Origin of the sequence: Kineococcus sp. GCM10028916 (assembly GCF_042674865.1) — a bacterium.
Taxonomy (GTDB): Bacteria; Actinomycetota; Actinomycetes; order Actinomycetales; family Kineococcaceae; genus Kineococcus.
This window is the reverse complement of sequence record NZ_JBHTFM010000005.1, coordinates 54,596-69,177: the sequence shown is the minus strand read 5'-3', so window position 1 is coordinate 69,177 and position 14,582 is coordinate 54,596. Positions and strand designations below refer to the sequence as shown.

General features: G+C 70.4%; 14 protein-coding genes. 7 read left to right on the top strand and 7 right to left on the bottom strand.

Annotated elements, in window-relative coordinates; genetic code table 11:
- Positions 1 to 314: 314 nt before the first annotated feature.
- From ACFQ46_RS07175 to pdxA, 3 genes are all read right to left on the bottom strand, one after another.
- Positions 315 to 1,097 (bottom strand): hypothetical protein, encoded by a 783-nt coding sequence (locus ACFQ46_RS07175; RefSeq protein WP_380258611.1) that lies wholly within the window; start codon positions 1,095 to 1,097, stop codon positions 315 to 317.
- A 136-nt stretch (positions 1,098 to 1,233) separates the two neighbouring features.
- Entirely contained in the window at positions 1,234 to 2,046 is an 813-nt protein-coding gene (locus ACFQ46_RS07170) for a DeoR/GlpR family DNA-binding transcription regulator (protein ID WP_380258609.1), read from the bottom strand.
- Positions 2,047 to 2,057: 11 nt separating this feature from the next.
- The gene (gene pdxA, locus ACFQ46_RS07165; RefSeq protein WP_380258607.1) at positions 2,058 to 4,220 is read right to left on the bottom strand and encodes a 4-hydroxythreonine-4-phosphate dehydrogenase PdxA; all 2,163 of its coding nucleotides are present in this window, start codon (positions 4,218 to 4,220) and stop codon (positions 2,058 to 2,060) included.
- A gap of 276 nt (positions 4,221 to 4,496) precedes the next feature.
- Between pdxA and ACFQ46_RS07160 the strand changes: the two genes are divergently transcribed.
- From ACFQ46_RS07160 to ACFQ46_RS07130, 7 genes are read left to right on the top strand one after another with little or no spacing between them, the layout of a single operon-like run.
- Positions 4,497 to 6,083: an ABC transporter substrate-binding protein gene (locus ACFQ46_RS07160; protein ID WP_380258605.1), complete on the top strand. Its 1,587-nt coding sequence runs from the start codon at positions 4,497 to 4,499 to the stop codon at positions 6,081 to 6,083.
- A 5-nt stretch (positions 6,084 to 6,088) separates the two neighbouring features.
- Positions 6,089 to 7,024 (top strand): ABC transporter permease, encoded by a 936-nt coding sequence (locus ACFQ46_RS07155; RefSeq protein ID WP_380258603.1) that lies wholly within the window; start codon positions 6,089 to 6,091, stop codon positions 7,022 to 7,024.
- The gene (locus ACFQ46_RS07150) at positions 7,021 to 7,914 is read left to right on the top strand and encodes an ABC transporter permease (RefSeq protein ID WP_380258601.1); all 894 of its coding nucleotides are present in this window, start codon (positions 7,021 to 7,023) and stop codon (positions 7,912 to 7,914) included. The genes ACFQ46_RS07155 and ACFQ46_RS07150 overlap by 4 nt, the downstream gene beginning before the upstream one ends.
- Before the next feature lie 35 nt (positions 7,915 to 7,949).
- Positions 7,950 to 8,714, top strand: coding sequence for an ABC transporter ATP-binding protein (locus tag ACFQ46_RS07145; RefSeq protein ID WP_380258621.1), 765 nt, complete (start codon positions 7,950 to 7,952; stop codon positions 8,712 to 8,714).
- A complete protein-coding gene (locus tag ACFQ46_RS07140; RefSeq protein WP_380258599.1) occupies positions 8,711 to 9,529 on the top strand; it encodes an ATP-binding cassette domain-containing protein in 819 nt (272 codons plus the stop codon). Before ACFQ46_RS07145 ends, ACFQ46_RS07140 begins: the two co-directional genes overlap by 4 nt.
- Positions 9,530 to 9,555: 26 nt before the next feature.
- Positions 9,556 to 10,467, top strand: a complete 912-nt coding sequence (locus ACFQ46_RS07135; protein WP_380258619.1) for an aldo/keto reductase — start codon at positions 9,556 to 9,558, stop codon at positions 10,465 to 10,467.
- Positions 10,468 to 10,481: 14 nt separating this feature from the next.
- Positions 10,482 to 11,270 carry an HpcH/HpaI aldolase/citrate lyase family protein gene (locus ACFQ46_RS07130; RefSeq protein WP_380258597.1) on the top strand — a complete coding sequence of 263 codons (789 nt, stop codon included), beginning with the start codon at positions 10,482 to 10,484 and terminating at the stop codon, positions 11,268 to 11,270.
- A gap of 6 nt (positions 11,271 to 11,276) precedes the next feature.
- Here ACFQ46_RS07130 and ACFQ46_RS07125 read toward each other — a convergent pair whose 3' ends face one another.
- The 4 genes from ACFQ46_RS07125 to ACFQ46_RS07110 all read right to left on the bottom strand — a co-directional run bounded on the left by ACFQ46_RS07125 (position 11,277) and on the right by ACFQ46_RS07110 (position 14,507).
- Positions 11,277 to 12,542 (bottom strand): Fic family protein, encoded by a 1,266-nt coding sequence (locus ACFQ46_RS07125; RefSeq protein WP_380258595.1) that lies wholly within the window; start codon positions 12,540 to 12,542, stop codon positions 11,277 to 11,279.
- 60 nt (positions 12,543 to 12,602) lie between these two features.
- Positions 12,603 to 13,445, bottom strand: coding sequence for a hypothetical protein (locus ACFQ46_RS07120; RefSeq protein ID WP_380258593.1), 843 nt, complete (start codon positions 13,443 to 13,445; stop codon positions 12,603 to 12,605).
- Between the two features lie 109 nt (positions 13,446 to 13,554).
- Entirely contained in the window at positions 13,555 to 13,965 is a 411-nt protein-coding gene (locus tag ACFQ46_RS07115; protein ID WP_380258591.1) for a DNA-binding protein, read from the bottom strand.
- Complete coding sequence (locus ACFQ46_RS07110; protein WP_380258589.1) at positions 13,962 to 14,507, bottom strand: nucleotidyltransferase domain-containing protein; 546 nt, start codon at positions 14,505 to 14,507, stop codon at positions 13,962 to 13,964. The genes ACFQ46_RS07115 and ACFQ46_RS07110 overlap by 4 nt, the downstream gene beginning before the upstream one ends.
- Between the last annotated feature and the right edge of the window lie 75 nt (positions 14,508 to 14,582).

Below are 14,582 nucleotides of genomic sequence, written 5' to 3'. Positions count from 1 at the left end.
CACCAACCAGGCCAAACTGCAACCCAGCCACCATCAAGGCTTCCGGCGCCACCCACCAGACGCGGACCACCCGAGCTCAGAAGCTCCGGTTTTCCGCCCCGTCGGGGCGACATGAGGAACAGTACGCGGCCCCTGGTGGCATCTGCAAATCGCCTCCAGCGGACCTGTTCGACTGCGGGTGGTTCCCCCGCAGCCCTGCACCCAGAGCTCTTCATCGGCAGTCCACCGACTGACCTGAGCCCGCAGGGTGACCAACCCGGACTCGTACTGGTCATGCCCCTTCGCCGACCGGCGGGTCGCCCCGTTCTGGTCCCTCACGCTCGTCGGCGCACATGATCACGTCGAGGCAGGTCCTTGAGCTCCCGACGCACGTCGCTCCACCGGCTTCCGTGCTGCCGCAGCCGGCAGTGCTCGAACACCGTCAGGCCGAGCACGACCAGCGATCCTCCGACCGCCAGCCAGGCGAGGGCAAGTTCCACGCCTGGCCCGGGGTCGAGGGCTCCTGACACGTTCTCCGCCCCGGAGCACAGTGCGATGAGGAACGCCAGGACCGATGGCAACAGCGGATGCACGTCCCCGACGCAGAACAGGTACCGGACGCCGTGCACGAGCGCGGACGCCGTGCCGACGAACAGCAGCGGTATCGCGAGGACGACACCCACGAGCACTGCCAGGCCCAGGAGCGGCAAGTCCTGACGGGTCGCGGATCCGTCCAAGCGTTCGACGATCGTCACCGCGAACCACGGCAGTCCGATCGCGGCGCCGAGCAGACCCAGCGTCCGCAGGGCCGGCTCGATCCGGGCGAGCCGCTGAGTGGGGTGGCTCACGATGGCGATGATCACGATCGCGACGACAACGATCGGGACGGCGATCACTGCCTTGACGACGAACCCGATCACGGCCCCTTCGAGCAGCTGCTGTCCCAGGTCGTCGGGGGCGCTGCCGTAGAGCCCGACCGCCACGACCACCGACGCGTAGCCGAGCCAGGATCGCCAGGCCTGCAGCTTCTCGACGAAGAGGTCAGGCCGACGACGGGGACGCATCAACCGTCCGACCGTGCGCCAGACCCGCCGCAACGCCTGGACGGAGCCCTGCACGAGTCCTCGGCCGAGGTGGCTCGCCGACCGTCGCCGACACCGTCGCCGCGTCACCCTCTACCGTTCCCCGTTGCAGGACGACACCTGGGAAGAGGCGTCACGACCCTCACCCGGAGGCCATCGACCACACCGCAGCTCACTCGACCGACTCGGTGGTCGTGGGCGAGCGGGATCCCTGCGTCTCGTCCACGACGACGACCTGGACCCCGCGAGCTCGCAACGCCGCGACGCGCTCCGTCGGCGCAGTGGTGTCGGTGACGATCGTCCACGGCAGGGGGATCCGGAACCAGGCGTGGAAGGGGCGGGCACCGATCTTCTCGCCGTGGGCAAGGACGTAGACCCGCTCGGCACGGCGCACCATGAGCTCCTTCAGGCGGACCTGCCCCAGATCGGCCTCGCAGATCTCCCCCTCGTCGGAGATCCCGTCCGTGCCCAGGAACACGGCGTCGGCGCTGACCCGTTCCAGGGCCGCCTCGGTGAGCGGTCCGAGGAAACCCTGGCTCATCGGTCGGAGCCGGCCACCGAGGCACTCGACGACGACTCCACCGGCGTCGCTCAGTTCGGTGACGACGGTGAGGCTGGCGGTGATGACCGTCAAGCCTCGCGCCCCGGCCAACGCCGCCGCGAGCGCTCCGACGGTCGAGCCGACGTCGAGCAGGACGGTGTCGCCGGTGGCGACCTGCGTCGCGGCCCACTGCCCGATCGCGACCTTCGCGGAGTGCGCCTCGTCCATCCGCTGCCGCAGCGTCGACTCGCTGTGCGCCCCGATGGGGATCGCGCCGCCGTACGTGCGGGCGATGCGGCCCTCGGTGGTGAGGATCGCGAGGTCGCGCCGGATGGTCGAGGGGGACACGTCGAAGCGGGACGCCAGGGTCTCGACGTTGGCGAGACCCTCGTGGGCGAGGTCGACGATGGCTGAACGCCGGGTCTCGGTCGCCACGGAGGGCATGTGTCTCCCTGTCAGTCCTGCGTGGGGCGGGGGGCCACCTCGATGGCCTGCCGCATGGCCTCGACCATGCTGCGGGTGTCCACCTTGCCAGTCCCCGCGATGTCGAACGCGGTGCCGTGGTCCACGGATGTGCGGATGACGGGCAGCCCGACGGTGATGTTGACGCCGGCCTCGATGCCGAGCACCTTCACCGGCCCGTGGCCCTGGTCGTGGTACATCGCGACGACGAGGTCGAAGTCACCGCGGCCGGCCAGGAAGAACAACGTGTCGGCGGGTAGCGGTCCGCGCGCGTCGATCCCGTCGGCGCGCGCGGCCTCGATGCCGGGCGTGATCTTTTCGGCCTCCTCGCCGTAGCCGAACAGGCCACCCTCGCCCGCGTGCGGGTTGATCGCGCAGACGCCGATCTTGGGGTTCGCGTTGCCGGCGGCGACGAGCGCGGTGTGTCCACGGCGGATGGTGCGTTCGACGAGTCCCGGTTCGATCTTGGCGACGGCGTCGACCAACCCGATGTGGGTGGTGACGTGGATGACCTTCAGCGTCGGCGTCGAGAGCATCATCGACACCTCCTCCGTCCCGGTGAGTTCCGCGAGCAGCTCGGTGTGACCGGGGTAGACGTGGCCACCGAGGTGCAGCGCCTCCTTGTTGAGCGGGGCGGTGCAGATGGCCTGGACCTCCCCGCGCATCGCCATCTCGCTGGCGACCCGCACGTAGTGGTAGGCCGCGTCGCCCGCCACGGGGGACAACTGTCCCCAGGCGAGGTCGGCGGGCAGCAGCCCGAGGTCCACGACGTTGATCCGGCCGGGCTCGAAGACGGCGTCCGCGACTCCCTCCACCGGGACGATCTTCACGTCCACCCCGAGGACGTCCGCGGCGAGCCGCAGTCGGGCGGCGTCCCCGACGACGACGGAGCGGGAGTTCTCGACGACGCTCTGGTGCAGGAGGGCGGCGACGACGATCTCCGGGCCGACACCGGCTCCGTCCCCCATGGTCACGGCGATGGCGGGACTCGTGCTGCTGCTCATGAGAGGGCCTTCCAGAGGTGGGAGGAGTTCGGGGTTCAGCGATCGCACGATCCGGAGCAGGCTGTCCGGGCCGCCGAAGCTGCCGGGGCGGGTGACGACGTGACGACCGTCGGGGGTCTCGGAGCGGACGGCGCCGTGTTCGATCTGCGAGAGGAACCGCAACGAGGGGACGCGCAGGGCGTCGAGGACGTGGCGGGCCGTCTCGCCGCCGGTGAGGACGAGGTCGGCGGGCCCGACCGCATCGGCGACGACGCGACCCAACGCGCGGGACAGCTGTCGGCCGTGGGCTGTCCCGGTGAGCCGGACGACGGTCAGGGAGTTCCGCGAGACGGCCTGGGCGAGCTGGGCGACAGCGGTGCCGCGCAGGACGTCGGCGCACGGCAGGTCGACCGAGGTGGCGCCGGCGTCGACGAGTTCTTCGGCCTGGCGCTGCGCGGTGGGTTCGGCGGTGCCGACGACCACGACGAGGCGCGGGACGTTCCGTGCGTCGGGTTGCTCGTGGGCCGCCTCCGCGGGGAGCGCGCGGGCGACGGCGGCGACCAGTCCGGCCGACCCGACCAGCGGCCGGCCGTGGGAGGCGGTGAAGATCAGGTCGAGGTCGTCGTCGGTCTCGGCGTCGCAGACGACGACGGTTCCTGGCGGGACCTGCGCGATGTGCGCAGCCAGGTCCCCGGAGCGCACGACGTCGAGGGTGAGCACCGTGGTGTCGACCCCCGGCAGTGCGGCCGCCACCGTCTCCGGTGCCGTCCGCCCTTCGGTCGCCCACGCGGCGGTCTCGGCGAGCGGCCGACCGTCGACGAGCAACCGCCCACCGATCACCGTCCGACCGGCGACGGGCAGCGCGGGGGCCAGGACGACCGCCCCACCCAGAGCGCGCACGACCGGGATGAGGTTCCCGCGCAGCAGGCTGTCCACCTTGGTGACGACCGTCCGGCCGGGCGCTGCGCGTAGGACCTCGGCGATCCGCCGTTCCGCGTCCGCCGGTGCGAGGTGTCGGGAGTCGAGGTCCAGGACGGTGTCGTCCGCTGTGACCCGCGCGGGCCAGAGCCCGATGTGCACGGGGCCCGTTCTGCGTGAACCACGCAGCCGCAGGACAGCCGCCGACTCGGCGGCGCCGGAGAGGTCGTCGGCGAGGACGAGCAGACCGTCCACGGTGACCTCCTCATGGGGTGCGATGCGTGACAGCGGTTGTGGGATCCGGGAGTGCAGTGTGGTGTGAGCCCGCGGAAGCGCCTCTGCTTCCGATGGTGACATGGCCCGCAACCCGACCTTGCGCGGAACACGCTAGCTCCATTGCGCGGACTGCGCAATCGTGTGATAGTCGTCACTGGCGGACGGAGCCGGCGATGTTGCCCCCACCGAACGCCTCACCAGCTCCCTCTCCCCACCTCACCACCCGCGCGGTGGTGCCGGCCCAGGAGGTCAACGATGACCAGCACGACCAGTTCGCCGTCCCGCCGCACCGTGCTGGGCGCCGGGTCCCTCCTCGGAGTCGGCCTCGTCGCAGCGTGCGGTTCGCCCGGTGGCAGCAAGGACGACTCCGGCTCCGGTGGTGACGCCGGTGCGACGGCGACGTTGACCCTGGGGTTGAACCGCTCCCTGGTGAGCCTCGACAACAAGCTCAACCAGTTCGACGCGGCCGTCACCGTGCAGCGCGCGGTGCGCCAGGCCCTCACCGCGATCGGCAAGGACCTCAAACCCGTCCCCGTGCTCGCGGAGTCGTTCGAGCAGACCACCGACAACGAGTGGACGGTGAAGCTGCGCGACGGGATCGTCTACTCCGACGGCAGCGCCGTCACCGTCGAGGACGTCGCCAAGGCCATCGAGCTGTACCAGCAGGTCGAAGGATCGTTCGTCGCCCAGCAGTTCCCCGAGTGGCCGACCGTGACGAAGATCGACGAGACCTCGTTCACGCTGACGACGCAGACTCCCGTCGTCGTCCTGGACTCGCTGATGTCAAACATCCTCATCACTCCCGCCGCCGCGAACAAGGCCGAGGAACTGCAGGACGGGGTCGGCACCGGGCCCTACGTCGTCTCGAAGTCGGAGAGCGGTACCGGGAGCTACACCCTCGAGATCAACGACAACTACTGGGGCGACGACAAGCCGACGATCCCGACCGTCGAGGTCCGGTTCATGCCCGAGGAGTCCAGCCGCGTCGTCGCGCTGCGCTCCGGAGACGTCGACGTCATCGACTCGGTCACCGCGGACTCCGTGGCGCAGTTGAAGTCGGTGAAGGACGTCGAGATCGACGAGGTCGACGGCACCCGGTACAACCAGCTGTTCTACAACTTCCGCAAACCGGCCGGGCACCCGCTGGCCAACCCCGAGGTCCGTCGGGCCCTCGGCTACGCCGTGGACCACGACTCCATCGTCACCGGCATCATGGGCGACTCCGTCACCTCCGCAACGGGTGTCGTCCCCGGGACCCTCGAAGGAGCGGTCGAGGTCGGCGAGTTCACCTACGACCCGGAGAAGTGCAAGAGCGAACTCGCCCGCCTGGGTGTCACGAACCTGGCGCTGACCATCATCTGGGAGAACGGTGAGTTCGCCGGCGACGCCTCGACGATGGAAGCACTGGTCGAGATGTTCAAGGCTGTGGGCGTCACCGCGACGCTGAAGCAGTTCGAACCCGGTGGCGACATCGGCACCTGGCGTCGCGGCGAGGCCGGCGACTGGGACATCCTCGGCAACGGCTACGGCAACCAGACCGGCCTCGCGCTGACGACCATCCAGGGCATGTACGGCGGCACCCCGGAGAAGGAGGCGACCCGGGACTCCTACCACGGGTTCGTCTTCCCCGAGATCGCCGCGAAGATCAGCCAGGCGTCCGCGACGAGCGACGAACAGGCCCGCAACGGTCTGCTCGCTGACGTGCAGCAGGAGGTCTGGGACACCTGGCCGCTGCTCTGGGCGTTCGTCCCCAAGGCGTTGCTCGCCCGGCGTTCCCGCGTCTCGGGCATCGACCTCAAGCCGATCAACTCCTACGACATCACCTCGGTGAAGTTGGGCTGACGTCCGTGATCCGCTACCTCACGACCCGGCTGGGGCAGAGCCTCCTGACCGTGTTCCTCACCATCACCGCGGTGTTCGTCCTCATCCGCCTCGCCCCCGGCGACCCGGCGTACTCCTACGCCGGACCGCTGGCCTCGGGTGAGGAACTGGACCGGGTCCGCACCCAGATGGGGCTCGACCAGCCACTGATCGTGCAGTACGCGAAGTTCCTCGGTGACATCGTCACCGGGAACGTCGGGACGTCGTACTCGTTCCGGCAGCCCGCGGTCGACGTCGTGCTGCAGCGGTTACCGAACACCATCACCCTGGCGCTCGCCTCGATCGTGCTCGCCGCGGTCATCTCCATCCCGCTCGGGGTGTGGATGGCCCGGCGCGCGGACACCGGCCGCGAACTCGGTGTGAACATGCTGACGATCGCCGGGCAGTCGATGCCGGACTTCTGGATCGGGATCGTCCTGCTGACGGTGTTCGCGGTGACGTTCCCGATCCTGCCGGCGGCAGGTTTCGACTCCTGGGGCGGAATCGTGCTCCCGGCGACGACCATCGCAATCCTGCAGGTGGCGTTGCTGTCGCGGATGGTGCGCCGGGAGATGGGCGGGGCGTTGTCGTCGCCCTGGTTCACCGTCGCCCGGTCGCGGGGGGTGTCGCAGAACGGCCTGATCTGGGGCTACGCGCTGCGGAACTCCGCGGTACCCGTCGTCACGGCGCTCGGGACGCGCTTCGCGTCGATGCTCAACGGGGTGGTCGTGGTCGAGGTCGTGTTCGGCTGGCCCGGGATCGGGTCGCTCGTCGTGCGCGCCCTGGAGACCCGCGACTACCCGCTGATCCAGGCGACGGTGCTCGTCACGGCCGCCCTCGCTGTCGCCGTGCAACTGCTCGTCGACCTCTGCTACCCACTGCTCGACCCGCGCGTCCGGCTCGGAAGGAAGGTCTCGGCATGAGCGCACTGGCCCCCACCGCGATCACCCCGCGGTTGATCCACCGCTCGGGTGCTGCTCGTCGATCCCGCAGCGCGCGAGTGAAGATCGTCGTCGGCGCGGTGCTGACAGCACTGGTGCTGGTGCCCGTCGCGCTCGCGCGGGTGCTCCCCATCCAGGACCCCGACGCGCAGACCCTCGCGTTGCGCCTCGTCGGCCCGGGAACCCCCGGCCACCTGCTGGGCACCGACCAGCTCGGCCGCGACCTCTTGGCGCGCATCCTCTACGGCGGTCAGGTCTCGCTGCTCGTCGGTGTGCTCGCCGTCGTCGTGTCGGGGTTCGTGGGGATCGCGCTCGGCTCGCTCGCCGGGTTCTACGGCGGGAAGGTCGACGCGGTGATCTCGCGGCTCATCGAGGCGCAGTTGTCGCTGCCGCTGCTCATGATGCTGCTGCTGGTGGTCGCGTTGTTCGGGACGTCGATCCCGGTCATCGCACTGGTCATCGCGATCGCGAACTGGCCGGAACCCGCGCGGTTGACGCGGTCGATGGTCCTGGTGGAGCGGGAGAAGCCGTACGTCGCCGCAGCCCGGGTGCTCGGTCTGCACCGCATCGGGATCCTGCTGCGCCACGTCCTCCCGAACGTCATCAACCAGGCGATCGTCGTGGTGCTCCTGCTGCTGGCGCAGGCCGTGCTGCTGGAGAGCGCGCTGAGCTTCCTCGGTGCCGGCCCGCAGCGGCCGTTCGCGACGTGGGGCCGGATCATCAGCGACGGCCAGGACTTCATCACCACGGCCTGGTGGGTCGTGACGATCCCGGGGTTGTTCATCGCGGTGCTGGTGATCGGGGTGAACCTGTTCGGGGACGGGATCCGCGACGGCGGGTTCTCGGTGTTCCGTCTGCGAGGTTCCAAGTGAGTGTTCTGGAGGTTCGCGACTTCCGGGTCGAGTTGATGGCACCGGGGCGGGTCGTCCGCGCGGTGGACGGGGTGTCGTTCTCGGTCGACCGTGGCGAGACGGTGACGATCATCGGCGAGTCCGGGTCGGGGAAGTCGACGACGGCCATGGGCGTGCTCGGGTTGCTGTCCCCCGACCTCGCGGTGCTGTCGGGGTCCGTGCTGCTGCACGGCACCGACGTCGTCGCCAAGCCGAAGGCGCTGGAGAAGCTCCGTGGTCGGTCGGTCGCGCTCATCCCGCAGGACCCGATGACCTCGCTGTCCCCGGTGCACACCATCGGGAAGCAGCTGAAGCAGGCGGTGCGGATCAAGAACCCGTCACTGAAGGGTGCCGCGTTGCAGACGCGGGCGGTGGAGCTGTTGGACTCGGTGCGGATCCGGACGCCCGAGGACCAGTTGCGGAAGTACCCGCACCAGTTGTCCGGCGGGATGCTGCAGCGCGTGCTCATCGCGATGGCCTTCGCGGCCGAGGCGGAACTGCTGGTGGCCGACGAACCGACGAGTGCGCTCGACGTGACGGTGCAGGCGTCGATCCTCGACCTGCTGCTCTCGCTCCAGGAAGAGACCGGGGTCGCGATCCTGATGATCACCCACGACCTGGGGGTCGCGCGGCTGGTGTCCGACCGGATCCACGTCATGAAGTCCGGCACGTTCGTGGAGTCGGGCGAGGCCGAGCAGATCGTCGACCACCCGGCCGAGGCCTACACGAAGAAGCTGTTGTCGTCGGTGCCCGAACTCGGACCCCTGGAGCCTTCACTGTGACTGCACTGCTGGAGGTCAACGACCTGGTGGTCGAGTACCCCGTCCGGGGTGGCGTGTTCCGGGCGGTCGACGGGGTGTCGTTCTCCGTCGAGGCGGGGCGGACGCTGGCGATCGTCGGTGAGTCCGGCTGCGGGAAGTCGACGATCGCGCGGTCCATCGTCCGGCTGCTGACCCCGACGTCGGGGCAGATCCTGCTGAACGGCGTCGACATCGCCCAGTTGCCGGAGCGGAAGTTTCGGCCGATGCGCTCGCGCGTCCAGATGGTCTTCCAGGACCCGTACGGCTCGCTCGACCCACACCTGACGGCGGAACGGATCGTCGGCGAGGCGATCGGGTTGCGCGCACCCCGGCTGTCCTCGTCGGAACGGTTCGAGCAGGCGGCGCAGTACCTGGACCAGGTGGGGCTCGACGAGTCCGCCCGCGGTCGGTACCCGCGAGAGTTCTCGGGTGGACAGCGGCAGCGCATCGGGATCGCCCGGGCGTTGGCGTCGAAACCCGAACTGATCGTGCTGGACGAGGCGACGTCGGCGCTGGACGTGTCGGTGCAGGCAGAGATCCTGGCGCTGCTGCAGTTCCTGCAGACCAACACCGGCGTGACGTTCGTCGTCATCAGCCACAACCTGGGAGTGGTGCGCGAGGTGAGCGACACCGTCGTGGTCATGTCGGCCGGGCAGATCGTCGAGAGCGGTGAGACGCGGGAGGTGCTGCGCAGGCCGCAGCACCCGTACACGCGGGCGTTGCGGTCTGCGGCGCTCGACCCGTCGACGATGCGCGGGCGCAAACCGCGCGACGTGCTGGCGGGGGTGCGCGCGTGAACCTGTCGACGTTCGTGCTGGGGACGATGACGTTCGGCGACACCGCGTCCGCTGCTGAGTCGGCGGAGATGCTGGACGCCGCGCTGGCGGCCGGTGTGACGATGGTGGACACCGCGAACGGGTACGCCGGGGGTGCCACCGAGACGATCCTGGGGCCGTTGCTCGCGGACCGGTCGGTGGCCGTCGCGACGAAGGCCGGGATCCCGCACCCCGACGCCGCGGGTCACGCGCCCCTGTCGGCGAAGGGGTTGACGCTGTCCGTGGAGGGGAGCCTGCGGCGGTTGCGGCGCGAGTCGGTGGACCTGCTGTACCTGCACCAACCCGACCGCTCGACGCCGCTGGAGGAGACGCTGTCCACGGTGGTCGAGCTCGTTTCCCGGGGTCTCGTCGGCGCGCTCGGGGTGTCGAACTTCGCCGCGTGGCAGATCGCCGACGTCATCTCGACTGCGTCCCGGGTGGGGGCGCCGGCCCCGGTGGTGGCGCAGCAGCTCTACAACCTGCTGGCCCGGCACCTGGAGACGGAGTACGCCGAGTTCGCCGGCGTCCACGGCCTGCACACCATGGTCTACAACCCGCTCGGTGGTGGCCTGCTGACCGGGCGGTTCTCCCGGGGGTCGGAGCCCAGCGGCGGCCGGTTCGCGGAGTCGCGGCTGGCCGAGATGTACAAGGCTCGCTACTTCAACGACGCGCTCCTCGGCGCCTCCGAGCGCCTCGGTGCTCTGGCTTCCGCGGCCGGTTTGTCGCTGGTGGAGCTGTCGTTCCGCTGGCTGTTCTCGAAGGATGTCGTCGGGTCGGTGCTGCTGGGTGCGTCCCGGCTGTCCCAGCTCGAGGCCAACCTCGCGCTGGCGACGGCCGGCCCCTTGCCCGATGACCTCGTGGCGGCCTGTGATGCCGTCGGGGCCGAACTGTTCGGCCCCATGCCCGCCTACAACCGCTGAACCTGGAGTCTCCTGTGACCGCGCCGTCTGCTTCCGCCGAGTTCGCCCGCAAGTTCCGCGCCCGCGAACCCCTCGTCGGCTACTGGGTGATGCTCGACTCCCCCGCCTCCACCGAACGCCTCGCCCGTGTCGGCTACGACTACATCTGCCTGGACCAGCAGCACGGCCTCATGGGTTACGACGGTCTGCTGCGCGGGCTGATGGCCGTGGACGCCGGAGCGCGGCTGGGGTCGGTGGACACCGTCGGGATCGTGCGCGCGGCCGCGAACGACATCACGTGGATGGGCCAGGCCCTCGACGCCGGCGCCTCCGCGATCATCGTGCCGCTGGTGGATTCGGCCGCCGACGCGCGGCTCGCAGTGCAGAACGCGAAGTACCCGCCGCTGGGGCGCCGGTCGTTCGGGCCGATGCGGGCCCAGCTCCGGTTGGGGCGCAGCACCGAAGTACCGAACCGCGACGTCCTGGTGCTCGCGATGATCGAGACGGCGGACGGGCTGGCGAACGTCGAGGAGATCGCTGCGGTGGAGGGCCTCGACGGGTTGTACGTCGGGCCGTCGGACCTTTCGCTGGGGTTGGGGGCGGCGTTCCCCGGGGACCCCGCGATCACGGAGGAATTCGACGCGGCGTTGGAGCGGATCAAGGCGGCCGGGCGGGCGGCGGGGAAGAGCGTCGGGATCCACACGCCGAGCGGGGACGTCGCGGCGAAACGGTTGGCCGAGGGATTCGACGTGGTGACGGTGGCGGGGGACGTGGTGCACCTGGAGGAGATCGCCGCCGCCCACCTGCGGTCGGTGCGCGACTGATCGAGGTCAACGGTTCGGCGAGCGCTGGGGAACGGGACGGGCGGGCGGTTCGACAGCAGTGTCGCCGACGGGTGAGGCCTGTGACCGTTCGAACCCGGTGATGAGGTCGATCAGTCCGTCGACCTCGAACGCCCGGTTGCGTCGGCCGGCGGTCGTCTGCAGCAGGACCCCGGCCGTGTGCAGCCGGTCGACGGCCTCGTTGACGGCCTGGGTCGACCGGTCCGTCAGCCGGACCAACTGCGCGACCGTCGTCACCGGGGTCTGCGGCAGGATCTCGTCGAGCAACTGGGCGACCGTCGACCCCGCACGCAGCGGTCCCACCGCCTCGCGCCAACGCCGGCTGAGCTCCGCCAGTCCGTCGGTGAGTCCTGACACGCGCGCGCAGGCTTCGGTCGTCGCCGCGGCGAAGGTCGCGATCCACTCGGCGATCCCGGTGTGGCCGTCCTCGCGGAAGGACTCGAGACCGGCGACGTAGTCCCGGCTGCGGGTGGCCAGGACGAGGCTGACCGGCGGGACGTGGTGGGGACTCAGGCCGCGACGGGTCAGCACCACGTGGATGAGGGCGCGACCCGTGCGGCCGTTGCCGTCGGCGAAGGGGTGGATCGTCTCGAACTGCGCGTGGGCCAGCGCGGCCTGGACGACCGGCGGGTGGACGTCCGAGTCCACGTACTCGACGAGGTCCTCGAGCAGCGCCTCGACCTCGTCCGGGGGTGGCGGCACGAAGTCGGCGGCGCACGGGTTGAAGCTCGACCCACCGATCCAGTTCTGGCGGTCGCGGACGGTTCCCGCCCAGCTCGCGTCGCGAGTGCCGGCCAACAGGGCGCGGTGGATGTCGCGGATCGCGTCCACGTCCAGCCGGGGCCGTCGGGCGACGTCGTCGACGGCGGCGCGCATGGCGTCGATGTTGCCGAGGACGTCAGCCGCCCCCTGGTCGGGAGGCGATCCGTCGAGCTCCCGCGCGGCGTCGGCGCGCGCCAGTCGGCGGCCACCGATCTCCAGCCCTTCGATGCGGGAGGACGCGACCGCCTCCGCCCTCAGCAGCAGTCGGGCGATGGCTTCGTAGCCGCGGTAGGGCAGACCGGAGGCGTTGAGCTGCTGGACGGCGCGCTCGGCGTCGGAGACGTCGGCGGCGACGTCGGCGGGCAGCAGGACTTCGCGTCCGACGAGGCGGTCGGGGACGAAGGCGTCGTAGCGGCAGGGCTGGCGGTGGCGTCGGGGTACGCCGGTGATGTCCCGGTCGGGGGTCCACTGCGTACTGACGAGTCGGCCCATGCCGACATCATAATCAAGGTTGAAGCTGAAGCTTGAACAGGATAGGGGCGACGACCAGCTTCACGTCGACCTCCGGGCAAGCCGGTGGACCGGGTGCGCGGCCGGCAGTTCGTGCAGTGGCACCCGCAGGTCGGACCACTGCCACCCGAGCCGCCGCAGACGGCGGTGCTCGTACGCGGTGAGCCCCAGGACGGTCAGGGATCCGCCGAGCGCGAGGAGGGACAGCGTTCGCTCGACGCCGACGGCGGGCTGCAGGGCCTGGTGGACGTTCTCCGCACCGCTGGCGAGCGCCACCGCGAACGCGAGGACGGACGGCAACAGCGGGTGCACGTCACCGGCGCAGAAGAGGTGGCGGACACCTCGCACCACGACCGCAGCGGCCGCGACCGCCAGGAAGGGCCAGGCGAAGTACAGGACCACGCCGCCACTCACCAGGACCGGCGCGAGGTGCTCGGCCGCGACGGAGCCGGCTGGTCGCCGCTCGGCCCACTCCTTGCCCTGAAGCACGAGCAGTGGAACGGCGATGACGGTCACGAGCAGCGAAAGGGGACGAACCACCGGACGGAGGCGTCCGCGACGTTGCGTGCGGTGGCTGCAGAGGGAGACGACAGCCAGGGACACGAGCACGACGACGACCGCGACCGCCGCCTTCAGCAGGAAACCCACGATCGCCCCCGTGAGCATCTTGTCCGCCAAGCCCGTCGACTCCTCCCCCGACAAGCCGACGGCGACGACCACGCTGGCGTAGCCGAGCCAGGAACGCCACGCCTGCAGGCGCTCCACGTGCGGATCGATGCGCCACCGCGGGGTCATCCAGCGGGACACGCCGCGCCAGCAGCGGACCAGCAGGCCCACGTACCAGGCGATGAACCGGACACCGAGTTCGATCAGCACACCCGCCATGACGACCTCCCGCTGCAGTGACGCTCCGTCGCTGACTGTGGCAGAGGGAACCGACACGGTGAGGAGAACACCAGGGCACTCGCCCTCGGACCGGTTTCGTCGATCGACCTCAGCCGGCTCGCACCGCGAGGTCGTACAGCCGGCGCGCCCACTGGACGGCCTGCTCAGCGCGAGGGGCGGAGACCATCGTGGCGGCGTAGTGCGCCTGGTCCTTGATCTCCAGGAGACGCCGCAGGTCCTTCGCCATCGCCACCCCGTCGGGTCGAACGGTGGCGAGCAGATCGACGGCTTGCCGGTGGTCCTGCCCTCGCGAGCGCTGCCCCAGCCGACTGCAGCACACCGCGTCGGACGCGGCGATGCCCGACAGGACCGCCAACGACGCTGCCACCTGCGGGGTGGCGAGACCGTCATCGATCTCGTCGATGACGAGCTCGGCGACTTCGAGGAACGCGCGCGCCTGCTCCAGCCGGGTGCGCCCCTCAACGGGCGAACAGTCGCTCGTGCGACCGGACGGGCTCACCGCGCCACGCTCCGCAGGAGGGCGCTGAGGTCCCGACCGACCAGGGTGATGGCCTCTCGCCGCCACGAACGGACGATCGGCTCGTCGGCTTCGACGTGGGCTCGGAGGTCGCTCACGGAGATGTCGTACGGCTGCGCCGGGTTGCCGCTCCAGGAGTGGACGGCGGTCACGAGGGAGTCCACCTGGTCGTCCCAGGCGCGGGCTCGTTCCCCCGTCACCTCGTCAGCACGAACGAGCAACAGGTCGACGTCGGAATCGACGCTCCCCTCCCTCCGCGCGAGGGAACCGAAGACCGCGGCCGTCTCGACCGGCACGGCCCAGGACCGGATCTCTTCCTCGATGCGACGCAGGAGTTCCCGACGCAAGCCGGCGAGGATCTCCACCGCGGGCCAGGCGAGGTGGTTCCGGTTGGCGCTGTAGTAGGCCGCGTTCCGTCGGCGCTCGACGGTGATCACCCCCTCCCCGACGAGGCGGGTGAGGACGCGTTGGACCCCGGCGGGGGAGGCGGTTCCGACGAGGCGGGCGACTTCACGGCCAGACATAGGAACCGTCAGCCCGGCCAGCGCGGTGAGCACCGGTCCGTCCAGGGACGGAACGACGGCTCGTACGGGGCGGCC

Bases quoted from the DNA above. Each gene is read 5' to 3' on its own strand.
- ACFQ46_RS07110 (WP_380258589.1), bottom strand. From the start codon at position 14,507: ATGTCTGGCCGTGAAGTCGCCCGCCTCGTCGGAACCGCCTCCCCCGCC.
- ACFQ46_RS07160 (WP_380258605.1), top strand. From the start codon at position 4,497: ATGACCAGCACGACCAGTTCGCCGTCCCGCCGCACCGTGCTGGGCGCC.
- ACFQ46_RS07125 (WP_380258595.1), bottom strand. From the start codon at position 12,542: ATGGGCCGACTCGTCAGTACGCAGTGGACCCCCGACCGGGACATCACC.
- ACFQ46_RS07150 (WP_380258601.1), top strand. From the start codon at position 7,021: ATGAGCGCACTGGCCCCCACCGCGATCACCCCGCGGTTGATCCACCGC.
- ACFQ46_RS07145 (WP_380258621.1), top strand. From the start codon at position 7,950: ATGGCACCGGGGCGGGTCGTCCGCGCGGTGGACGGGGTGTCGTTCTCG.
- ACFQ46_RS07120 (WP_380258593.1), bottom strand. From the start codon at position 13,445: ATGGCGGGTGTGCTGATCGAACTCGGTGTCCGGTTCATCGCCTGGTAC.
- ACFQ46_RS07170 (WP_380258609.1), bottom strand. From the start codon at position 2,046: ATGCCCTCCGTGGCGACCGAGACCCGGCGTTCAGCCATCGTCGACCTC.
- ACFQ46_RS07135 (WP_380258619.1), top strand. From the start codon at position 9,556: ATGACGTTCGGCGACACCGCGTCCGCTGCTGAGTCGGCGGAGATGCTG.